This is a genomic window from Rhodococcus ruber, assembly GCF_016804345.1.
Taxonomy (GTDB): Bacteria; Actinomycetota; Actinomycetes; order Mycobacteriales; family Mycobacteriaceae; genus Rhodococcus; species Rhodococcus ruber.
In genome coordinates this window covers 113,880-135,603 of the sequence record NZ_CP044211.1, presented here as the reverse complement: position 1 = coordinate 135,603, position 21,724 = coordinate 113,880, and the positions used below count along the sequence as shown (strand labels likewise).

The 21,724-nt window shown below is 70.0% G+C and carries 17 protein-coding genes; 13 read left to right on the top strand and 4 right to left on the bottom strand.

Annotated features, from left to right (window positions below):
- Positions 1–136 precede the first annotated feature (136 nt).
- From F1734_RS00650 to F1734_RS00620, 7 genes are all read left to right on the top strand, one after another.
- A complete protein-coding gene (locus F1734_RS00650) occupies positions 137–1,501 on the top strand; it encodes an MFS transporter (RefSeq protein WP_040269953.1) in 1,365 nt (454 codons plus the stop codon).
- A gap of 66 nt (positions 1,502–1,567) precedes the next feature.
- Positions 1,568–2,467 (top strand): shikimate dehydrogenase, encoded by a 900-nt coding sequence (locus tag F1734_RS00645; RefSeq protein WP_203011229.1) that lies wholly within the window; start codon positions 1,568–1,570, stop codon positions 2,465–2,467.
- Complete coding sequence (locus F1734_RS00640; protein ID WP_017680124.1) at positions 2,464–4,416, top strand: oxidoreductase; 1,953 nt, start codon at positions 2,464–2,466, stop codon at positions 4,414–4,416. The genes F1734_RS00645 and F1734_RS00640 overlap by 4 nt, the downstream gene beginning before the upstream one ends.
- Positions 4,413–5,249, top strand: a complete 837-nt coding sequence (locus tag F1734_RS00635; protein ID WP_010594122.1) for an aldo/keto reductase — start codon at positions 4,413–4,415, stop codon at positions 5,247–5,249. The genes F1734_RS00640 and F1734_RS00635 overlap by 4 nt, the downstream gene beginning before the upstream one ends.
- The gene (locus F1734_RS00630) at positions 5,249–6,343 is read left to right on the top strand and encodes a Gfo/Idh/MocA family protein (RefSeq protein WP_010594121.1); all 1,095 of its coding nucleotides are present in this window, start codon (positions 5,249–5,251) and stop codon (positions 6,341–6,343) included. Before F1734_RS00635 ends, F1734_RS00630 begins: the two co-directional genes overlap by 1 nt.
- Complete coding sequence (locus tag F1734_RS00625) at positions 6,340–8,070, top strand: FAD-dependent oxidoreductase (protein ID WP_017680123.1); 1,731 nt, start codon at positions 6,340–6,342, stop codon at positions 8,068–8,070. Before F1734_RS00630 ends, F1734_RS00625 begins: the two co-directional genes overlap by 4 nt.
- Positions 8,067–8,897 carry a sugar phosphate isomerase/epimerase family protein gene (locus tag F1734_RS00620; RefSeq protein ID WP_010594119.1) on the top strand — a complete coding sequence of 277 codons (831 nt, stop codon included), beginning with the start codon at positions 8,067–8,069 and terminating at the stop codon, positions 8,895–8,897. The genes F1734_RS00625 and F1734_RS00620 overlap by 4 nt, the downstream gene beginning before the upstream one ends.
- Before the next feature lie 98 nt (positions 8,898–8,995).
- On the opposite strand, the gene F1734_RS00615 is transcribed toward F1734_RS00620, so the two are convergent.
- From F1734_RS00615 to F1734_RS00605, 3 genes are all read right to left on the bottom strand, one after another.
- Positions 8,996–10,153 (bottom strand): acyl-CoA dehydrogenase family protein, encoded by a 1,158-nt coding sequence (locus tag F1734_RS00615; protein WP_048771354.1) that lies wholly within the window; start codon positions 10,151–10,153, stop codon positions 8,996–8,998.
- Positions 10,154–10,305: 152 nt separating this feature from the next.
- Complete coding sequence (locus F1734_RS00610) at positions 10,306–11,499, bottom strand: acyl-CoA dehydrogenase family protein (protein WP_010594117.1); 1,194 nt, start codon at positions 11,497–11,499, stop codon at positions 10,306–10,308.
- Entirely contained in the window at positions 11,496–12,764 is a 1,269-nt protein-coding gene (locus tag F1734_RS00605) for a CoA transferase (RefSeq protein ID WP_017680121.1), read from the bottom strand. The genes F1734_RS00610 and F1734_RS00605 overlap by 4 nt, the downstream gene beginning before the upstream one ends.
- 313 nt (positions 12,765–13,077) lie before the next feature.
- Here F1734_RS00605 and F1734_RS00600 point away from each other — a divergent pair, with 313 nt between their 5' ends.
- The 4 genes from F1734_RS00600 to F1734_RS00585 all read left to right on the top strand — a co-directional run bounded on the left by F1734_RS00600 (position 13,078) and on the right by F1734_RS00585 (position 18,144).
- Entirely contained in the window at positions 13,078–14,412 is a 1,335-nt protein-coding gene (locus F1734_RS00600; protein WP_203011228.1) for an MFS transporter, read from the top strand.
- Between the two features lie 123 nt (positions 14,413–14,535).
- Positions 14,536–15,666: a thiolase family protein gene (locus tag F1734_RS00595; protein WP_040269944.1), complete on the top strand. Its 1,131-nt coding sequence runs from the start codon at positions 14,536–14,538 to the stop codon at positions 15,664–15,666.
- A 29-nt stretch (positions 15,667–15,695) separates the two neighbouring features.
- Positions 15,696–16,460 (top strand): SDR family NAD(P)-dependent oxidoreductase, encoded by a 765-nt coding sequence (locus F1734_RS00590; RefSeq protein WP_203011227.1) that lies wholly within the window; start codon positions 15,696–15,698, stop codon positions 16,458–16,460.
- Positions 16,461–16,470: 10 nt separating this feature from the next.
- Positions 16,471–18,144: a class I adenylate-forming enzyme family protein gene (locus F1734_RS00585; protein WP_203011226.1), complete on the top strand. Its 1,674-nt coding sequence runs from the start codon at positions 16,471–16,473 to the stop codon at positions 18,142–18,144.
- A gap of 119 nt (positions 18,145–18,263) precedes the next feature.
- Here the strand turns inward: F1734_RS00585 and F1734_RS00580 are convergent, their stop codons facing one another.
- Positions 18,264–19,448 (bottom strand): acyl-CoA dehydrogenase family protein, encoded by a 1,185-nt coding sequence (locus F1734_RS00580; protein WP_026137613.1) that lies wholly within the window; start codon positions 19,446–19,448, stop codon positions 18,264–18,266.
- A gap of 206 nt (positions 19,449–19,654) precedes the next feature.
- On the opposite strand from F1734_RS00580, the gene fabG reads away from it, so the two are divergent.
- Together fabG and F1734_RS00570 are read left to right on the top strand one after the other, a co-directional pair.
- Entirely contained in the window at positions 19,655–20,395 is a 741-nt protein-coding gene (gene fabG / locus F1734_RS00575) for a 3-oxoacyl-ACP reductase FabG (protein WP_203011225.1), read from the top strand.
- Between the two features lie 52 nt (positions 20,396–20,447).
- A complete protein-coding gene (locus F1734_RS00570; protein WP_040269941.1) occupies positions 20,448–21,659 on the top strand; it encodes an acetyl-CoA C-acetyltransferase in 1,212 nt (403 codons plus the stop codon).
- Positions 21,660–21,724: the final 65 nt, after the last annotated feature.

The window sequence follows — 21,724 nt, the reverse complement described above, 5'->3', positions numbered from 1 at the left end:
CGTCTTTATCTGAGACTTTTTCAGTGTTGGACGCTGCATAGTGCGGCGTGTCAGGCTCGTTCCGTTCCGGCGACTGTGAGGGCCATCACCGAAGGCCGACTCGGCGTCCGTCGGATCCTGGGACGAAAGGAACGCCATGGCGAACACACACGCTGCCGGCCCCGACGGACGACCGAACGAGAACGCCCGCCGGGCGGCCATCTCCGGTTTCCTGGGCAGCACCCTGGAGTACTACGACTTCTTCATCTACGGCTCCGCCGCAGCGCTCGTCTTCGGGAAGATCTTCTTCCCCGGCGACGGAGCGACGTCGACGCTGCTGTCGATCGGCACCCTCGGCGTCGCCTACATCGCCCGCCCGCTCGGCGCGGTGCTGTGGGGGCACTGGGGCGACAAGTTCGGCCGGCGCAACGCCCTGCTGGCCTGCCTGCTGCTGATGGGCATCGCCACGTTCGTGATCGGCTGCCTGCCCACCTACGAACAGATCGGCATCGCCGCACCGGTGATCCTGGTGCTGCTGCGCCTGCTGCAGGGCCTGTCGGCCGGCGGTGAATCCCCGGGCTCGTCGTCCCTGACACTCGAGCACGCCCCGGCGAACCGGCGCTCGTTCTTCACGTCGTTCACCATGAGCGGCATCATGTTCGGCATCGTCATCTCGAGCCTCGTGTTCATCCCGGTGGCGTCGCTTCCCGACGAGGCGCTCTACTCGTGGGGCTGGCGGGTGCCGTTCTGGCTCAGCATCGTCGTCACGGTGGTCGCGGTGTGGCTGCGCCGCAAGCTCGACGAACCCGAGGTGTTCGAGGAACTCCAGGAGAACGGCGACACCGCCGCCCTCCCCGTCGTCGAGATGTTCCGGTCGCACTGGCGCACCGTCGTGCGGATCAGCCTCAGCGCCACGTTCGCCATGATCAACACGATCGTCAACGTCTTCGCGCTCGCCTACGCCGTGCAGGTCGAAGGCTTCGAGCGCTCCACGATGCTGTGGGCGATCGCCACCGCCAACTTCGTGGCGGTGCTCAGCCAGCCCGTCGCCGGGCTGCTCGCCGACCGGATCGGCCGCAAGCCGGTGTTCGTGTTCGGTGCCCTCGGCTCCGGCGCGATGGTGTTCGTCTTCTTCCACGCCATCGGAACCGGAAGCGCGCCATTGGTGTTCGCCTCGGGAATCGTCCTGATCGGTTTCTTCTACGCCATGCCGAACGGTGTCTACCCGGCCTACTTCCCGGAGCAGTTCCCGGCGCGGGTGCGCTACACCGGCATGGCCGTGAGTCTCATGCTGGGTCTGCTCGTCGCCGGATTCACCCCCGCCGTCGCGCAGCTGCTCTCGGCGGGCGACACCAGCAACTGGACCCCGGTCGCCTGGATGTGCCTGGGCTTCGCGGTGCTGTCGTCGATCGCCGCCCTCACCGGGCCGGAGACCTACCGCACCCGCACCGAGGACCTGGGCGAGCCTCGCCCGGCGTCAGTGGCGCGACCGGCGCAGGAACTCGTCCGCAGCGACGTCTGACCGGCCACCGAGCCCCGGCGCCCGAGGCGCCGGGGCCACGGCCCGTCCCATCCCGTAGGAGTAACCGTGACCCCGTCCACCGCCCGCCACCGCATCCGGCTCGTGGGGGCAGGCATCGCCTCGTCCCTGTCGCCGGCCCTCCACGCGCGCGAGGCCGCCGCACTCGGCCTGACCGACTACCGCTACGAACTGCTCGACCTCGAAGCGGAGAACGTACCCGTCGAACGCACCGGGGGCCTGGTGCGCTCCGCCGTCGCCGACGGCTGCACCGGGCTGAACATCACCCACCCGTGCAAGCAGGTCGTCCTGCCGGTCCTCGACGATCTGTCCGACAACGCCCGTCTGCTCGGCGCGGTCAACACCGTCGTCGTCCGGAACGGGCGCCTGATCGGCCACAACACGGACCACAGTGGATTCCTCACGGCGTTGCGGCGCGGGTTGCCGGCCGCCGCGCTGGATGCGGTCGTGCTGGTCGGTGCGGGCGGCGCCGGCTCGGCCGTGGCGTACGCGCTCGCCGCCGCGGGTGTCGCGGACCTGCGGATCGCCGACGTCGACACCGTTCGCGCCGCGGACGTCTGCGCACGACTGTCGGCCGTCTTCCCCTCGACACGGGCCACGGCTCTGCCGGTGGAGGCGATCCCGGCCGCCCTGCGTACGTGCACCGGGGTGGTCAACGCCTCGCCGATCGGCATGGTCGGCCACTCGGGAACGCCGTTCGACGTCGCTGCCCTGCACCCCCGGCTGTGGGTCGCGGACATCGTCTACCGGCCGATCCGAACCGAACTGATCTCCGCCGCCGCGGTTCTCGGCTGTGACGTGCTCGACGGCGGACAGATGCTCGTCGCCCAGGCCGCCGACACGTTCGCGTTGCTCACCGGCATCGACCCCGACGCGGACCGCATGCGACGTCACCTCGACGAGCTGCTGTCGAACCAGGTCCTCGCCACGCACCAGGAGGCACGATGACCACCACCCCCGCGTTCGCGCGGCCCCTGGACATGGGTCCCGTCCGGTTGCGCAACCGCTTCGTGTCGGCGCCGATGGAACGCAACTACTGCGAACCCGACGGCTCGATGACCGACGCCTACATCGCCTATCTCGAACGACGTGCCGCCGGCGGTGCCGCGCTCGTCTTCACCGAGGCGAGCTATGTGCGGGCCGACGGCAAGGGCCGCATCCGGCAGATGGGGGTCGACGTCGACGACCGCATCCCCGGCATCGCCCGGCTCGCCGAGGCGGTGCACGCGCACGGCGCGCTGCTCGGGGTCGAACTCAACCACGGTGGCCGCACCGCGCAGGGAGCGGTCAGCGGGTTCGTCCCGGTGGCCCCCACCCCGATTCCGTGCGCAGTGGTCGGCGGCGAGATGCCCGAGCAACTCGACGGCGACGACATCGAGCACATCGTCGAGTGTTTCGGTGAGGCCGCCGCGCGCTGCGCGGAGGCGGGCGTCGACGTGATCTCCCTGCACGGCGGCCACGGCTATCTCATCCACCAATTCCTCTCGCCCGCATACAACCACCGCGACGACGAGTGGGCCGACCCGGCACTGTTCCTCAACCGGGTCATCGATGCGGTCCGCACCATGGCACCGGGTATCGCTCTGGGACTGCGCTTCTCGGCGTTCGAGGCGGTCGACGGCGGGCTCGATGCGCAGACGACCCGCGAGCGTATCGACGCGGTCGACACGCACCGGCTGGACTTCCTCGACGTCTCGGCGGGCAACTACGAGTCGGGGCAGTGGATCATCCAGCCGGGGGAATGGCAGCGCGGTCTGCTCGCCCCCTACGCCGAACCGTATGCCCGCGACTTCGCCATCCCGGTGGGCGTCGCCGGCCGGATCAACACTCCCGAGACGGCGGAACACATCATCGCCTCCGGCCGCGCCGATTTCGTGAGCCTGGCCCGGACGCTGCACGCCGACCCGGACTTCCCGAACCGGGCGCTGGACGGAGGCCGCTACCGGCCCTGCATCGCCTGCAACTTCTGCATCGACAACCTTGCCGCAGGGCCGATTCCGTGTTCGGTCAACCCCTGGGTCGGCCGCGAGCTCGAGCAGCCGACGAAACCGGCCGGGACCCCGGTGCGGGTCGCCGTCGTGGGCGGCGGCCCGGCCGGTACGGCGGCAGCGCGCGAGCTCGCCCTGGCGGGCCACAGCGTCGACCTCTACGACGAGCGCGACACCCTGGGCGGCGACTTCGCGCTGGCCTCCCGGCTGCACGAGTACCCGGAGTACCACCGGATCGTCGACTGGTACCGCGACGAACTGGCCGACCTCGACGTCACCTGCCACACCGGCACTCGGGTCGACGCCGCGACCCTGGCGCCGCTCGGCTTCGACGCGGTGGTGCTCGCCACCGGCGGACGCGGGCCCGCGATCGACATCCCCGGTGCCCACACCCGGTCGATCCGCGACGTGCGGGAGTTTCTCGCCTCCGGAGACCCTGCGCCCGAGGCGATCACGATCTTCGGTGCCGACCGGGAGGCCGCGGCCGTGGCCGACGATCTGCTCCGGCGCGGGACGACGGTCGTGCTGATCGGCCCCCAGGAGACGATCGCGCACGACGTCGGCCGCCGGGCGAAGATCGTCCTGTTGCCCCGGCTCGCGGCGAGCGAACGCCTCACCACACACCTGTCGTCGATCGTCACCCGGATCGAACCCGAGCACGTGGTCGTCTCGACGAACGGGCGCGAACGCACCGTCGCCGCACCCGGTGAGCTGCTCGTCTCGCACGGCATCGAGCCGCGCACCGACCTGCTGGCCGATCTGCGCCGGCTCGAGCCCCGCCTCGGCGTGCACTGCGTCGGCGACGCGAGCGGCGACGGCGGATCGATCCAGGCCGCGCTCGTCACCGCCGCCGACGTCGCCGTCCGGATCACCGAGGCCGCCGATTCGCGCGTGGGAGCCGGCGCATGAGCGCGGAGACCACCGCACCCGCGCCCGATTCCGTCCGCACCGCACTGCCGCGCCTGGGCCTGGGCACCTGGCCGCTCGTCGGGCCCGACGCCACCCGCGCCGTGCTCACCGGCATCGAGGCCGGCTACCGGCTGATCGACACGGCCGCGATCTACGGGAACGAGGACGCCGTCGGTGCCGCCCTCGCCACCTGCGGCGTGCCCCGCGAGGACCTGTTCGTCACCACGAAACTCCGCGGCAGCGACCATGTGTCCGGGGACGTCCGCGGCGCCGTGGAGCGCAGCCTCGAGCGCCTGGGCCTCGAGCGGCTCGACCTGTTCCTGATCCACTGGCCGCTGCCGCGGTTCGACCGGTATGCCGCGGCGTTCGAGGCCATGCTCGAGTGCCGCGACGCCGGGCTCGTGCGCTACGTGGGGGTGTCCAACTTCCTCGGTCACCACCTGCGCAGGGTGGTGGCCGAGACCGGGGAGGCGCCCGCCGTCAACCAGATCCAGATGGACCCGTCGCTGGCCCGGCTGCCCGTCCGCCGCGCGAACGACGAACTCGGCGTGTTCACGCAGTCGTGGAGCCCGCTCGGCCGCGGCGAGGTGCTCGCGGCCCCCGCCGTCGCCTCGATCGCGGACCGCATCGGCTGCACCCGTGCGCAGGTCGTGCTTGCCTGGCACCTCGCGCAGGGCGTCGTGCCGGTCGCGCGGTCGGCGAATCCGGCGCGCCAGGCCGAGAATCTGGCCGCCGTCGACGTGGCACTCACGGCAGCGGACGTCGCCGCGCTGAACCGGCTGGACCGCGGCGAAGCCGCAGCCCGGGACGTCGAACGAGAGGAGCACTTCTGATGGCCCTCCGCGCAGGCATCGTCGGATGCGGAAAGATCGCGGGCAACCACGCGCACGCGCTGCAGCAGGTGCCCGGCGTCGAGGTCGTCGCGTGCTGCGATCCCGACCTGGAGCGCGCCCGCGCCTTCGCCGCCCGGCACGGTATCGCTCACGCCGTCGGATCGGTGGACGAGCTGTTCGGGCTCGGCCTCGACGCCTGCACCGTGTGCACCCCGCACCCCGTGCACGAACAGATCGTCGTCGCCGCGGCCGAGGCCGGGATCCACGTGCTGTGCGAGAAGCCGATCGCGGTGGACGTGGCCGCGGCCGACCGGATGATCGCGGCCGCCGACCGCGCGGGCATCACCTTCGGGGTGTTGTTCCAGCGTCGATTCTGGCCCGCGGCCCGCCGCATCAAGGCGGCGATCGAGGACGGCCGTCTCGGCGTGCCCGTTCTCGGGGAGGTGTCGGTGCTCCTGCACCGCCCGTCCCGCTACTACTCGGCCGACGCGTGGCGCGGGCGGTGGGACACCGACGGCGGCGGCGTCCTGATGACGCAGGCCGTCCATCAGATCGACATGCTGCAGTGGTTCATGGGCGAGCCCGTCCGCGTCGGCGGGTTCGTCGGCACCCGCTTCCACGGCGAGCACATCGAAACCGAGGACACGGCCTCGGCCGTCGTCTCGTTCGCCTCCGGCGGCACCGCGACGATCACCGCCACCACCGGCGCCGGCCACAACCTCGGCAACCGCGTCACGGTGATCGGCGCAACCGGGGCGCTCGCGAGCGTCCTCGAGTTCCCCGAGGGACGGGAGGGCGTCAACGAGCTGTGGACCGTGCCGGGCGAGGTGGAGCTGCGGTCTCCGTATTCGCCGGCTGTCGACGCCAACCTCGACGTCCGCGACATCAACGCCGGGCTCACCGACTTCCACACCCTGCAGGTCCAGGACTTCGCCGAGGCGGTGCTGACCGGTCGCCGGCCCGCGGTGACCGGCCGCGACGCCCGCGCCTCACTGGCCGTCGTCGCCGCGATCTACGAATCCTCCCGCACCGGCAGAGTCGTCGAACTCTCGCCCGCACCCACCCCCGTCCCGTCCGGCAAGGAGCCCCGATGAACCCCGCCACAGTGTCCGAATCCCTCACCTACGACGTCGTCGTCGTCGGGTCCGGTGCCGGCGGGCTGTCCGCGGCCGTGGCTGCCGCCCACGGGGGCGCCTCCGTGCTCGTCGTCGAGAAGGCGGACGTGTGCGGCGGCGCCACCGCCTGGTCGGGTGGATGGATGTGGACACCGCGGAACCTGTTCGCCCACGCCGACGGTGTGCACGAGGACCGCGCGCAGCCGCGCCGCTACCTCGAACACCGGCTCGGGGACGAGTTCGATGCCGCCAAGGTGGATGCCTTCCTCGACGGCGCCCCCGAGATGGTCGAATTCTTCGAACGTCACACGGCGCTGCAGTTCGTCCCCGGTGCCGCCATCGCCGACATCCACGGTGACACGCCCGGCGCGGGCACGGGACACCGATCCGTCGCGCCGAAGCCGGTGAGCCTGCGCCGCCTCGGATCCGACGTCGCTGCGCTGCTGCGACGGCAGCTGTACGAGACCTCGTTCCTCGGCATGGGCATCATGGCCGGCCCGGACCTGCAGGCCTTCCTGCACTCGACGCGCTCCGGCCGCGCGTTCGTGCACTGTGCACGACGGGTCTCGACCCACATGCTCGACCTCGCCACCGAGCGCCGCGGCCAGCAACTGGTCAACGGCACCGCACTCGTGGGCCGGCTGCTGCGCTCCGCCCTCGACGCCGGCGTCGACATCCGGGTCGCCACCGCCGCCACCGCACTCGTCACCGACCCGTCCGGGCGCGTCACCGGAGTCCGGATCGACGGCCCCGGCGGTGCGCGTACCGTGTCCGCCCGCCGCGGTGTCGTCCTCGCCACCGGCGGGTTCACCCACGACATCGACCGGCGACGAGAGCTGTTCCCGCGGACTCCGAGCGGACGCGAACACTGGACGCTCACCCCGCCGACGACGACCGGCGACGGCATCTCACTGGGCGAATCCGTCGGCGGCCGCCTCGACCGCTCCCTCGCGTCACCGGTGGCGTACTGTCCCGTCTCCCTGGTCCGCTACCGCAACGGCAGGCAGGGGGTGTTCCCGCACATCCTGGACCGCGGAAAGCCCGGCGTCATCGGGGTGCTCGCCGACGGGCGCCGCTTCGTCAACGAGGCGCTCGGCTACCACGACTACACCCTGGCCATGATCGAACAGGTGCCGGACGGCGAGGAGGTGTGCTCCTGGCTGATCGCCGACCAGCAGTACCTGCGGTACTTCCCGCTCGGCATGGCCAAGCCCTTCCCGATCCCCACCTGGCCCTACCTGCGATCCGGATACCTCTCGAAGGGGCGCACGATCCGCGACCTCGCGGAGAAGATCGGCGTCGACCCGGACGGGCTCGAGAAGACCGTCACCGCGTTCAACGAGAGCGCCCGAGTCGGGGAGGATCCCGAATTCGGCCGTGGCACCACACCGTTCAACGTCAAGTCCGGCGACGCGGACAACCCCTGGCCGAACCCGTCCCTCGCCCCGCTCGAACGCGGTCCCTTCTACGCCGTCAAGGTCGTCCCGGGCAGTTTCGGCACGTTCGCCGGCCTGGTCACCGACTCGTCGTCGCGGGTGCTGAACGGCGACGACCGGCCGATCGACGGGCTGTTCGCGGTCGGTGTCGACCAGTCCAGCGTGATGGGCGGCCACTATCCCTCCGGCGGAATCAACCTGGGCCCGGCAATGACCTTCGGGTACCTGACCGGACGCCGACTCGCCTCGACCACAGGAGCCACCCGATGAGCACCCCACTCGGCCTCGCCGCCCTCACCGTCCTCGACACACCGCCGCTGCAGCACGTCGACCTCGCCGAGCGGCACGGCTTCGACACGATCGGACTGCGTCTGCTGCCCGCAGCGCCCGGCACCACCGCCTATCCACTGCACGAGGACGACGCCGCGCTGTCCGCACTCGTCCGGCGGCTGAACGATTCTCCGGTCGAGGTGTTCGATCTCGAGATCATCCGAATCGGACCGGATTTCGACGCGACGGCGTACGTGCCGCTGCTCGAGGCCGGGGCCCGGCTCGGGGCGAAGGCGGTGCTCGTCGGCGGCGACGACCGCGACCGTAGCCGTCTCACCGACTCGTACGCGCGGCTGGCGGAACTGTGCGCCTCCTACGGCATCGTCGCAAGCCTCGAATTCATGCCGTGGACCGCGGTTCCCGACGCGAAGACCGCGGTGGAGATCGTCGGGCAGGCCGACGGCCCGGCCCGCAGCGTCCTCGTCGACGCGCTGCACGTCGCGCGTTCGGCCACGTCGCCCGAGGACCTGGCCGCGATTCCGCGCGAGTGGCTGCACTATGCCCAGATGTGCGACGGCTCGGTTCCCGCCCCGCGTGACCACGCGGAGCTGATCCGGCACGCCCGCGAGGAACGCCTGGTGCCTGGGTCGGGCGGCATCGACCTGCCGGCGATCTGGTCCGCCCTCCCGGCGGGGCTGCCGGTGAGCATCGAGTTGCCGAACGAGCCGTTGCGCCGAGCGGTCGGCACGGACGTCTGGCTCGAGCAACTGATCACGGCGGCCAGGGCCGTACTGGGTCGGGTCCCGGCCGCCGCGACCATCGAGTAGCTGCGCCGCACAGTTGAATTCGCTCGGAACATCGAAATCCGCCCACGCCGTGACGTGGGCGGATTCCGGTTCACCGCACGGATCCTGTGTGCGTGGGGTCAGAGACCGAGGTCCTTGGCGATGATCGTCTTCATGACCTCGCTGGTGCCGCCGTAGATGCGGCTGACGCGGGTGTCCGCGTAGAGCCGCGCGATCGGGTATTCGAGGACGTAGCCGTATCCGCCGTGCAGCTGCAGGCACTTGTCGATGATGCGGCCCGCGGCTTCGGTGCTGAACAGTTTGGCACGTGCCGCATCCGGCACGGTGAGCTCTCCGCGGTCGTGCAGCTCGAGGGCGTTGTCGACCATCAACTGCACGGCCTGCAACTCGGTGGAGCATTCGGCGAGCACGAACTTGGTGTTCTGGAACGCGGCGACTGGCTTGCCGAACACCTTGCGGTCCTTGGTGTATGCGAGTGCGTGCTGCAGGGCGGCGGCCGCGGTGGCGGATGCGCCGAATGCGATCGTCAGACGTTCCTGCGCGAGGTTGTGCGTCAGGTAGGAAAAGCCCTTGCCCTCCTCACCGAGCAGATCCTGCACCGGCACCCGGACGTCGGTGAACGACAGTTCCGCGGTGTCGGAGGTCTTGAGGCCGATCTTCTCGATCTTGCGGCCGACGGCGAACCCCTCGGTGGTGGTGTCGACGACGAGGATCGACAGCCCGGCCCGCCGATTCTCCGGGTCGAACGGGGCCGTGCGGCACACCGTGAGGATGCGGTCGGCGAGCACACCGCCGGTGATGAACGTCTTCGCGCCGTTGACGATGTAGTGGCTGCCGTCCTCGGACAGCTTCGCCGTCGTCGAGATGTTCGCGAGGTCCGATCCCGTGCCGGGTTCGGTCATGGCGATCGCGAACATCAGATCGCCGGAACAGAATCCGGGCAGCCAGCGCTGCTTCTGCTCGTCCGTGCCGTACTCCATCAGGTACGGCAGGATCAGATTCGTGTGCACGGAGTAGGAGCCGAACGACGCGCCGGCCGCCGCGACCTCCTCGGCGACGACCGCGTTGAACTTGATCGACGACTCGCCACCGCCGCCGTACTCCTCGGGTGCCTGGATACCGAGGATACCGAGTTCGCCGAGACGACGGTAGAAGTCACGCGGGGGATGACCGTCGGCTTCCCACTCGTGATGGACGGGTGCGACTTCCTTCGCGATGAAGTCGCGGACGGTCTTGCGGAACGCTTCGTGGTCTTCGTCGAACACCGTACGCTGCACGGTCGGTCTCCTCGGGTCTCGGGTAGATGGGGACTGCAGCTGAATCGGGACTGCAGCTGGATCGGGGCTGCAGCTGGATCGGGGCTACAGCTGGATCGGGGCTACAGCTGGATCGGGGCTACAGCTGAATCGGGGCTACAGCTGGATCGGGACTACAGTGCGTATTCGCGCAGGACACCCTTGCTGATGATCGTCTTCTGGATCTCGCTGGTGCCCTCGCCGATGAGCAGGAACGGTGCCTCGCGCATGAGCCGCTCGATCTCGTACTCCTTGGAATAGCCGTAGCCGCCGTGGATGCGGAAGCTGGCCTGGGTGACCTCCGAGCAGTACTCGCTGGTGAGGTATTTCGCCATGCCGGCAGCGACGTCGTTGCGTTCGCCGGAGTCCTTCAGGCGTGCCGCGTTGACCATCATCAGGTGGGCGGCCTCGACCTTGGTGGCCATCTCGGCGAGCGAGAACGAGATCGCCTGGTGCTGGGCGATGGGCTTGCCGAACGTGGTGCGCTGCTGCGCGTACCGGGCGGCGAGCTCGAACGCGCGGACGGCGACGCCGCAGGCGCGGGCGGAGACGTTGACGCGGCCGACCTCGACCCCGTCCATCATCTGGTAGAAACCCTTGCCCGGGGTGCCGCCGAGAACGTCGGCGGCCTTGGCGCGGTAGTTGTCGAAGATCAGTTCGGTGGTGTCGATCCCCTTGTAGCCCATCTTGTCGATCTTGCCGGGGATCGTCAGGCCCGGGGCGACCTCGCCGAAGCCGGCGGGCTTCTCGACGAGGAACGTGGTGAGGTTCTCGTGCGCCTTGGCGGCACCTTCCTCGGTGCGCACCAGGGCGGCGACGAGGGTGGAGCTGCCGCCGTTGGTCAGCCACATCTTCTGGCCGTTGACCACGTAGTCGCCGTCGGCGTCGCGCTTGGCCTTCGTGCGGATCGCGGCGACGTCCGAGCCCAGTTCCGGTTCGGACATCGAGAAGGCACCGCGCGTCTCGCCGGTGGCCATCTTCGGCAGGTAGTAGTTCTTCTGCTCGTCGGTGCCGTGCTGACGCAGCATGTAGGCGACGATGAAGTGGGTGTTGATCACACCGGACACGCTCATCCAGCCGCGGGCGAGCTCCTCGACGCACAGCGCGTAGGTCAGCAGCGACTCGCCGAGTCCGCCGTACTCCTCGGGGATCATCAGCCCGAACAGGCCCATCTCGCGCATCTGATCGACGATGTCCTGCGGGTAGGTGTCCGAATGCTCGAGTTCCTGGGCGTTCGGGATGATCTCGCGGTCGACGAACCGCCGGACGGTCGCGAGGATCTCGGTCTGGAACTCGGTCAGGCCGAGGGTCTGGGCGAGGCGGGTCATACGGCGAGGTCCTTCTCGAGGGCGGGGAGGGTGCCGGCGGGAACCCGGATGGTCCCGTCGGTGGCGAGGCGATCGATCTCCTGAGGCGTCAGGCCCAGGTGCTCGGCGAGGACGGCGGCGGTGTCGTCGCCGTTGGCCGGCGCCGGCCGGGGGGTGGGGTGGATACCGTCGAACGACATCGGCAGGCTGGGGGCCAGGTGTCCGCCGACACGCGGCTGGTCGACGTACTGGAACATCGGATTGGCGGTCACGCGAGGGTCTTTCGCGATCTCGGCGAAGGTGCGGTACCGCTCGTGCAGGATCGAGGTGCCCGCGAGGGAGGTGGCCACCTCGGCGGCGGTGTGCTCGCGGAACCACACGGCGAACAACGCGTCGAGCACCTCGCGGTGCCGGTAGCGGTCGCCCTCGTCGCGGAAGTCGGCGCCCAGGGCGGATTCGAGCGCGCCCACCGCGGTCGTCGTGCCGGTCAGGTCGGTCAGGTCCCGGAAGTGCCGCGGGGTCAGCGCGACGACCATGAAGGAGGCGCCGTCGGACGTGGTGAAGTCGCGCCCGTAGGTGCCGTAGACGGAGTTGCCGATGCGGTCGCGTTCGGGCCCGCCGAGCTGGGCCTCGGCGAGATAGCCGAGGTTTCCGGCGGTGGCGAGGGCGACGTCCTCGAGCGGCAGCACGATCTTGGCGCCCGCGCCGGTGACCTCGCGGCGGTGCACCGCGGACGCCACCGACAGCGCGGCGTAGAGACCGCATGCGAGGTCCCACGCCGGCAGCAGGTGATTGACCGGGCCGTCGTGGCCGACGGGACCGGTGGCGAGCGGGAAGCCGGCGGCGGCGTTGACGGTGTAGTCGACGGCGGAGCCGCCGTCGGCGCGGCCGAGGACCTGCACGTGGATCAGGTCGGGACGGATCGCGGCGAGGCTGTCGTAGTCCAGCCAGTCCCGCCCGGCCGCGTTGGTGACGAGCACCCCGGCGTCGGTGATCAGATCACGGATCAGACTGTGCGCCTCTGGATCCCGGAAGTCGGCGGCGAAGGAACGCTTGCCCTTGTTCAGACCCGCCCAGTAGATCGATTCGCCGTCGTCGGTGACGGGCCACCGATGGTAGTCGGCGGCCCCGCCGATCGGGTCCACGCGGACGACCTCGGCACCGAGCTGCGCGAGCGTCATGCCGCACAGGGGAGCCGCGATGAAACTCGAGACCTCGACGACCCGCACCCCGGCCAGGGGCGCGGTGGACGAGGGGAGCTCGTCGATGGAAGCAGTGGGGTTCATGTCGCCTGTCCTCATCCGCCCGGACGTCGGAGCCCGGAACGCGCCGACGAAGTTGTACGGCCAAATATGCAGCACCGCCGGACCGTAGGACCAACACCGTTCGGCTATAGGTCGGTTAGCGGCCGTCAATGGCCCCGTTCGCACCGCCGGAAGTCCATAGGTATCGGTGATCGGTCGATTCACCGACCGGACATTGCTTCAGTGACCTACACCACGTTGAATGGATGCCGAGCGCCTGATCGGTGCACATCTCTCGGTCGACGACGCACCGTCCGACCGACACATCCCTTCGAGCCATTAAGGGGACACTCCGGTGACCACTGGCGAAATCTCGCACGACGCAGCGCACGGCGCCCCGCCGAAGGGGGCTACCCCACTCGTCAGCGGCAAGCAGGCGTGGGGCATGACCGGCCTCGTGATCTTCCTGTACGTCGTCAACTATGCCGACAAGGCTGTGCTGGGCATCATCGCGCAGCCGCTGGCTCGCGAGCTGGGACTGTCCTCCTCCCAGATCGGCCTCGTCGGATCCTTGTTCTTCGTGACCTTCACGCTCGGCGGTTTCCTCGCCGGCCCCCTCAACAAGTACCTCACCCTGCGGTGGGCGCTGCTGGCGCTGGGCGCCGTCTGGTCGGTGGTCATGCTGCCGCTGGTCGTCTCGGCGAGCCTGGTGATGCTGATCGTCACCCGCATGCTGCTCGGCCTGGCCGAGGGCCCCAGCTCCGCGCTCATGCACACCGCCGCGTACTCCTGGCATCCCCCGGCCAAGCGCGGCCTGCCCGGCGCGTTCCTCGCCGGCTCGGCGTCGGTCGCGAAGATCGCCCTCGCTCCGATCCTCGCCTACATCACCGTCCAGTGGGGCTGGCGCGCCGCCCTGATCGCGCTGTCGATCCTCGGTGCCTTGTGGATGGCGTCGTGGCTGACCGGCTGGAAGGAAGGCCCGTTCACCGCGACGGCCGTGAAGAAGGGGACCGGCGCCGCCTCCACCGAGCCGTCGGTGCCGTGGAAGAAGATCTTCCTCACCCGCACGTTCCTCAGCTGCGTCGTCCTGATCATGGTCGTCTACGCGCTCACCACCGTCGTGCTGACCTGGCTGCCCTCCTACTTCGAGGTGGGTCTCGGCTACAGCGCCCTGCAGGCCGGCTCGATGTTCGCCCTGCCGTCGATCGTCGGCCTGATCCTGATGGTCACGTCCGGTTCGGTCACCGACCGGCTCGCCCAGCGCGGCTACCGCTCCCGCGTCGTGCGGATCATCGTTCCCGGTGCCGGTGTCCTGATCTGCGGTTCCGTCCTGGTGTTCCTGCCCAGCATCGGCACCCCGGCCCTGGCGGTCGCGGCCGTGTCCATCGGCTACGGCTTCGGGGCGATCGCCTTCCCCCTCATCAACGCCGCGATCTCCGAGCTGTGCCCGCCGCAGCAGACCGCCGGCACGATGGGCGTGTTCCTCGCGCTCATGGCCGTCGGCGGCCTCGTCGCCCCCTACGGCACCGGTGTGCTCGTCGACAACGCCGCCACCGCGGCCGAGGGCTACGCGACCGCGTTCCAGGTCATCGGTGCGCTGGGCATCGTCGCCGCGATCCTGGTCCTGGTCTTCGCGAACCCGGAACGCGACCGCGCCGTCATCCGGTCGGAGGCCCCCGCGAAGGCATAGCTTCCGCCTAACGGAGCCATCCACCGAATGTCCTTTCCCCACCGGCCGGGTGCGTGATCGACTCGATATCGAGGGCCACCACCCGGCCGGTCGTCGTCTCCCGCTACTGCAAAGGATCCACCCATGCGCGATGCCGTGATCGTCGATGCCGTCCGCACCCCCGTCGGACGCCGGGGCGGCGCCCTGTCCGAGATCCACCCCGTCAACCTGTCGGCACATGTGCTGACGGCGCTGGCCGAACGGGTCGGGCTCGATCCGGGCACCGTCGACGACGTGATCTGGGGTTGCGTCAGCCAGGTCGGCGAGCAGGCCGGCATCGTCTCCCGCTCGGCGGTGCTCGCCGCCGGCTGGCCCGTGACGGTTCCGGCCACCACGCTGACCCGGGCCTGCGGTTCGAGCCAGCAGGCGGTCTCGTTCGCCGCCGCCACCGTCCTGTCCGGCCAGAACGACGTGGTGATCGCCGGCGGCGTCGAGGTGATGAGCCGGGTGCCGATGGGCACGGCCGCGAAGAACGGCGAGCACTTCCCGACGGAGGTGCTCGACCGGTTCGGCGTCGACGGCTTCAGCCAGGGCGTCGGCGCGGAGATGATGGCCGAGAAGTGGGGCCTGTCCCGCACCCTCCTCGACGAGTTCTCGCTGCGTTCGCACGAGCGTTCCGCCGCCGCGACCGACGCCGGAGCCTTCACCGGGCAGCTCGCGCCGATCGCCGGGCTGACCGCCGACGAGGGTATCCGCCGCGGCGGCAGTGTCGAATCGCTCGCCAAGCTGAAGACGGTCTTCAAGGAGGACGGGGTGATCCATGCCGGCAACTCCTCGCAGATCTCCGACGGCGCGGGAGCCCTGCTCGTCACCACCAGCGAGTACGCGGCCGCCCAGGGGTGGACGCCGATGGCGCGGATCCACACCGCCGTCGTCGCCGCCGACGACCCGGTCATCATGCTCACCGGACCGATCCCCGCCACCCAGAAGGCCCTCGACCGGTCGGGCCTGTCGCTCGACGACATCGGGGCCTTCGAGATCAACGAGGCGTTCGCACCGGTTCCGCTCGCGTGGCAGGCCGAGACCGGCGTCGACGACGCGCGCCTGAACCCGGTCGGCGGCGCCATAGCCGTGGGGCACCCGCTCGGCGGATCCGGCGCGATCCTCATGACTCGACTGGCACATCACATGCGCGACAACGGAATCCGATACGGTCTGCAGTCGATGTGCGAGGCCGGCGGCATGGCCAACGCCACCATTCTCGAACTGCTCTGACACGCACTTCACGCAAAGGAACGAAAGATATGGAACTGAAGGGTCTTTCCGTCGCGATCACCGGCGGCGCCTCCGGTCTCGGCCTGGCCACCGCCCGCCGCGTCCTCGACGCCGGCGGCACCGTCACCCTCGTCGACCTGCCCGGCTCACCGGGCGCCGACGTCGCGAAGTCCCTCGGTGACGGCGCCACGTTCGCTGCGGCCGACGTCACCGACGCCGAGCAGTTCGCCGCCGCCCTGGACGTCGCGCACGAGCGCGGCGGTCTGCGCGGGCTCGTGCACTGCGCCGGCGCCGGCCGCAAGATGCGGATCCTCGAGAAGGACGGCAAGGCCGGTTCGCTCGAGGACTTCGAGTTCGTGATCCGCCTCAATCTCATCGGGTCGTTCAACGCGCTGCGCCTCGGCGCCGAGCGCATGGCCGCACTCGAACCGGTCGACGGCGAGCGCGGTGCCATCGTCATGACCGCCTCCGTCGCGGCGTTCGAGGGCCAGATCGGCCAGATCAACTACTCGGCGTCCAAGGCCGGCATCGTCGGCATGACCGTCGTCGCCGCCCGCGACCTGGCGAGCAAGAACATCCGGGTCAACACGATCGCGCCGGGCATCATGGACACCCCGCTGCTCGCCCGCCTGCGCGACGACGTGCGGGCCTCGCTCGAGAAGACCGTGCCGAATCCGGCGCGCCTGGGCCGCCCGGACGAGTTCGGCCGGCTGGCCACCAACATCCTCGAGAACGGCTACCTCAACGGTGAGACCATCCGACTCGACGGTGCCATCCGCATGGCCCCGCGCTGAGGTGGCGACGATGAGCACCGACGTGCCCGCCCTGTCCCTGACCTACCCGGACGTGACGATGGGTGTGTGGGCGCCGAGCATGGCCGCCCTGTACGGCGACCGCCCCGCCGTCGTCGACGGCGAGCGAACCTGCACGTACCGCGAGCTCGACGAGCGGTCCGCGCAGTTCGCCTCCGCGCTGACGGCGGCCGGTGTGGCTCCGCGCGACGTGGTGCTGATGCACGTGGGCAACTGCATCGAGTTTCTCGTCGCCTACTACGGCGCGCTACGCACCGGGGCTACCGTGACGCTGGTCAACCCGCTGCAACCGGAACCGGGTCTGCGCAAGCAGATCGAGGAGACCGGCGCCGTCGCGGCCGTCACCCAGACGCAGCAGTTGGGAGTGCTGCTCGGCGCCGCCGCGGGCACCACCGTCGCGACGATCGTGGTGGCATCCGACGACCCGGTGTCCGCACCGCCCACGTCCGCGGCCGTGGTGCGGTTCGACGACTTCCTCTCCGGACAGCCCACCGCGTTCACACCGGCACACGTCGCCGGAACGGACGTCGCGCATCTGGCCTACACGGGCGGCACCACCGGCATCTCCAAGGGTGTGCGGGTGCTGCACCGCAACGTGGTCGCCAACGTGACCCAGATGTGCGGTTGGCGGGCCGCCCACCAGGTCGTCACCACCGGTGACGGGCTGGTCGCGCTGCGCCCGATCGAGGGGCTCGACGTGCACGGGGTGATCCCCGGCGAGGGCGCCACCGTCGTCGTGTCCCCGCTGTTCCACGCCCACGCGCTGATCAACACGTCGTTCCTGCTGCTGTGCGGCCTCACCCAGGTACTCGCGGGCCGATTCGACCCCGCGCGCATGCTCGAGCTCGTCGAGCGGCACCGCGTCAGCTACATCACCGGCAGCCCGGCCATGTGGCATGCGCTGGCCACCCACCCGGACGTCGCACGCCGTGACACCACGTCGGTGCGGGTCGTGTCGTCGGGTGCGGCGCCGATCGATCACGTCACGCTCGAGGCGCTGGAGGTGGCGTTCCCGAACGCCCGTGTGGCCGAGGGGTACGGCCTGACCGAGGGCACGTGCGTGGTCACCGCCATGCCGCTGGTCGTCGGGTCGGCCTACCGTCTCGGCAGTGTGGGCCTGCCCCTCTTCGACACCGAGCTCGAGATCCGGGCACAGGGCGATCCGAGCGTCGTCCTCGGTGACGGCGAGCGCGGTGAGCTGTGGATCCGGGGGCCGCAGGTGACCGACGGCTATCTCGGCCATCCCGAGATCACGGCCCAGCAGTACGTGGACGGCTGGCTCGACACCGGCGACATCGCCTACCGCGACGCCGACGGCTACGTCTACATCTGCGATCGCGCCAAGGACATGCTGATCTACAAGGGCTACAACGTGTATCCGCGTGAGCTCGAGGAGATTCTGGTGTCCCATCCGGCGGTGTCGACGGCCGCGGTGGTCGGCCGGGAGGCCGGCAGCGTCGGCCAGGAACCGGTCGCCTTCGTGGTGCCGGTGCCGGGCACGCAACCCGACCCGGCCGAGCTGATGGCGTTCGTCGCCGAGCAGGTCTTGCCCTACAAGAAGATTCGCGAGATCGTCCTCGTGGACGCACTGCCCACCTCCGCGGCGGGCAAGGTGCTCAAGACGGACCTGCGGACGCGGCTCGAGCAGTCCGCAGCCACGCGCTGAACCATCCTCGCCGTGCGTGTTTTCGGTAGTACCGACTACCGGAAACACGCACGGCGAGGCCGTTCTGCCCGTGCGTGGTTCTGGTAGCCCTTGCTGCCAGAACCACGCACGGGTGCGGGTCAGCCGCGCTGGGCCTGCTTGACGAGTCCGCCGCCGATGATCAGGCGCTGGATCTCGCTGGTGCCCTCGTACAGGCGCAGCAGCCGCACGTCCCGGTAGATCCGCTCGACCGGCACCTCCCGCATGTAGCCGGTGCCGCCGTGGATCTGCACCGCCAGATCGGCGACCTTGCCGACCATCTCCGTGCAGAACAGCTTCGCCGCCGACGGCGCGATCCGCCGGTCGGTGCCTGCCACCCACGCCCGCGCCGCGTCGCGCACCAGCGCCCGCCCGGCCATCACCCCGGTCTGCTGATCGGCGAGCATCGCCTGCACCAGCTGGAAGCTGCCGATCGCGGTGCCGCCCTGCGTGGCGGTCGCCGCGTACGCCACCGACTCGTCCAGCGCGCGCTGCGCCTGCCCCACCGACAGCGCCGCGATGTGCACCCGGCCCCGGGCCAGCGACGTCATCGCGGCCTTGTAGCCGACGTCCTCGCTGCCGCCGACCAGCGCCGCCGCCGGCACCCGCACCTGGTCGAAGTGCACGTCCGCGGTCCACGCCCCCTCCTGGCCCATCTTCGCGTCCTTGCTGCCCACCGTCACGCCCGCGGTGTCGGCGGGGACGAGGAACACCGCGATGCCGGTGCCGTTCGCGTCGGCGGGGCGGGTGCGGGCGAACACGACGAACAGGTCCGCGATCGGGGCGTTGGTGATGAACCGCTTCTCACCGGTGAGCACCCAGTCGTCGCCGTCGCGCACGGCCTTGGTGCGCAGCCCGGCCGGGTTCGAGCCGGCGCCGGGCTCGGTGAGGGCGAACGACGCGACGACCTCGCCGGAGGCGATCTTCTCGAGCCACTGCGTCTTCTGCTCGTCGGTGCCGAACCCGACGAGGACCTGGCCGGCGATGCCGTTGTTGGTGCCGAACATCGACCGCAGCGACAGGGTGGTGTAGCCCAGTTCCATCGCCAGTTCGGCGTCCTGCATCAGGTTCAATCCGAGCCCGCCCCACTGCTGCGGGATGGCGTACCCGAACAGACCCATCTCCTTGGCCGCGGCGCGGATGTCGTCGGGGATCGCGTTCGTGTCGGCGATCTCCTGTTCGCGCGGCACGACCACGCCACGCACGAATGCGCGGGTCTGGGCGAGGATTTCCTGGAAGTCGTCGTCGTCCACCTCAGTGGCCGGCATCGCAGTCGAGGTTGTCATGACACCACCATCGGTTCCGGGACCTCGGGTGTCCAATACGAATCGCCCCATCACCACATAGGCACTGTCGATGAATCGGGCGGGGTCGAATCACCGGTCCTCTCGGTATATTCGGAGCATCAGCCGACGGGCGTCGCCCGCGTCCTCGATTCATCGGTGTCTTCCCGCCGTCCCCGGACCGGGCAGGCTCGTGCGAAAGGAACCTCATGTCACTGCTGGAGAACCGAACCGCCGTCGTCACCGGAGGCGCTCAGGGCATCGGTTTCGCAATCGCACAGGAGTTCGTCGACGCCGGCGCCCGGGTGGTCCTCGGCGACCTCGACCTCGACGCCGCCACGGCCGCCGCCGAGAAGCTCGGCGGCCGCGACGTGGCCCGCGCGGTGCGGTGCGACGTCGTGAACGCGGACGAGTGGGACACGCTCCTCGCGGAGGCCGTCGACGGATTCGGCTCGCTCGACGTCGTCGTCAACAATGCCGGCATCACCCGCGACGCGACGATGCGCACCATGACCGAGGAGGACTTCGACCTGGTGATCGCCGTGCACCTCAAGGGCACCTGGCACGGCACCCGCAAGGCGTCGGCGATCATGCGCGACGCCAAGCGCGGCGCCATCGTCAACATCTCGTCGCTCTCCGGCAAGGTCGGGATGGTCGGTCAGACCAACTACTCGGCGGCGAAGGCAGGTATCGTCGGCCTGACCAAGGCCGCCGCGAAGGAGATGGCGCACCACGGCGTGCGCGTCAACGCGATCCAGCCGGGCCTGATCCGTTCCGCGATGACCGAGGCCATGCCGCAGAAGGCGTGGGATCAGAAGATGAGCGAGATTCCCATGGGCCGACCGGGCGAGGTGTCCGAGATCGCATCCGTGGCCCTGTTCCTCGCCTCCGACATGTCCTCCTACATGACCGGCACGGTGCTCGAGGCCACCGGCGGCCGCTTCATGTGAGTCCCTGTCTCACCGTCTCTTTCACTATCCCTCTCCTCTCCCGAAGGTCGTCATGCGCGAAGTCGTCATCTGCGAGCCCGTCCGCACCCCCATCGGTCGCTACGGTGGAATGTTCAAGTCCCTCAACGCCGTAGACCTCGGTGTCGCCGCCCTGAAGGGCCTGCTCGACCGCACCGGGATCGCCCCCGACTCGATCGAGGACGTCATCCTCGGCCACTGCAACGGCAACAGCGAAGCGCCGGCCATCGGCCGTGTCGTCGCGCTCGACGCCGGACTCCCGATCACGGTGCCGGGCATGCACATCGACCGTCGTTGCGGCTCGGGTCTGCAGGCCGTCATCCAGGCAGCGCTGCAGGTGGGCAACGGCGACAACGACGTCGTCGTCGCCGGCGGTGCCGAGTCGATGAGCAACGCCTCGTTCTATTCCGTCGACATGCGCTGGGGCGGTGCGCGCACCGGTGTGCAGATGCACGACAGTCTGGTGCGGGCCCGCGCCACCGCGGGCGGACGCCACTACCCGGTGCCCGGCGGCATGATCGAGACCGCCGAGAACCTGCGCCGCGACTACGGCATCAGCCGGCTCGAGCAGGACGAACTCGCCGTGTCGTCCCATGCCCGGGCCGTCGCCGCGCAGAAGAACGGCATCCTCGCCGAGGAGATCGTGCCGGTCACCGTCACCACCCGTGCCGGCGACGAGGTCATCGACACCGACGAGCATCCCCGTCCGGACGTCACCGTCGAGTCGCTGGCGAGGCTGAAGCCGATCATGGGCAAGCAGGATCCCGAGGCGACGGTCACCGCCGGCAATGCCAGCGGCCAGAACGACGCCGCATCGATGTGCCTGGTCACGACCCCGGAGAAGGCCGCGGAGCTGGGGTTGACCCCGCTGGTTCGGGTCGTGTCCTGGGGGCTGGCCGGCGTGGCGCCGAAGATCATGGGCATCGGCCCGGTCCCGGCCACGGAGAAGGCCCTCGCGAAGGCCGGCATCACCCTCGCGGACGTCGACGTCATCGAGCTCAACGAGGCGTTCGCGGCGCAGGCGCTCGCGGTGACCCGCGAATGGAATTTCGGCGCAGCCGATTTCGAACGCACCAACGTCCACGGTTCCGGCATCTCCCTCGGCCACCCCGTCGGCGCGACCGGCGGCCGCATGCTGGCGACGCTCGCCCGCGAGCTGCACCGCCGCGACGGCCGTTACGGCCTCGAGACGATGTGCATCGGCGGCGGCCAGGGCCTGGCCGCGGTATTCGAAAAGGCGGCGTAGCCGCCGGTGTGTCCTTTGGGTTGCCAGGGCCGCCCAAAGGGCGCACCGGCGCGTCAGCGCCGGCG

Bases quoted from the DNA above. Each gene is read 5' to 3' on its own strand.
- F1734_RS00650 (WP_040269953.1), top strand. From the start codon at position 137: ATGGCGAACACACACGCTGCCGGCCCCGACGGACGACCGAACGAGAAC.
- F1734_RS00640 (WP_017680124.1), top strand. From the start codon at position 2,464: ATGACCACCACCCCCGCGTTCGCGCGGCCCCTGGACATGGGTCCCGTC.
- F1734_RS00635 (WP_010594122.1), top strand. From the start codon at position 4,413: ATGAGCGCGGAGACCACCGCACCCGCGCCCGATTCCGTCCGCACCGCA.
- F1734_RS00630 (WP_010594121.1), top strand. From the start codon at position 5,249: ATGGCCCTCCGCGCAGGCATCGTCGGATGCGGAAAGATCGCGGGCAAC.
- F1734_RS00625 (WP_017680123.1), top strand. From the start codon at position 6,340: ATGAACCCCGCCACAGTGTCCGAATCCCTCACCTACGACGTCGTCGTC.
- F1734_RS00620 (WP_010594119.1), top strand. From the start codon at position 8,067: ATGAGCACCCCACTCGGCCTCGCCGCCCTCACCGTCCTCGACACACCG.
- F1734_RS00610 (WP_010594117.1), bottom strand. From the start codon at position 11,499: ATGACCCGCCTCGCCCAGACCCTCGGCCTGACCGAGTTCCAGACCGAG.
- F1734_RS00605 (WP_017680121.1), bottom strand. From the start codon at position 12,764: ATGAACCCCACTGCTTCCATCGACGAGCTCCCCTCGTCCACCGCGCCC.
- F1734_RS00595 (WP_040269944.1), top strand. From the start codon at position 14,536: ATGCGCGATGCCGTGATCGTCGATGCCGTCCGCACCCCCGTCGGACGC.
- F1734_RS00590 (WP_203011227.1), top strand. From the start codon at position 15,696: ATGGAACTGAAGGGTCTTTCCGTCGCGATCACCGGCGGCGCCTCCGGT.
- F1734_RS00585 (WP_203011226.1), top strand. From the start codon at position 16,471: ATGAGCACCGACGTGCCCGCCCTGTCCCTGACCTACCCGGACGTGACG.
- F1734_RS00580 (WP_026137613.1), bottom strand. From the start codon at position 19,448: ATGACAACCTCGACTGCGATGCCGGCCACTGAGGTGGACGACGACGAC.
- fabG (WP_203011225.1), top strand. From the start codon at position 19,655: ATGTCACTGCTGGAGAACCGAACCGCCGTCGTCACCGGAGGCGCTCAG.
- F1734_RS00570 (WP_040269941.1), top strand. From the start codon at position 20,448: ATGCGCGAAGTCGTCATCTGCGAGCCCGTCCGCACCCCCATCGGTCGC.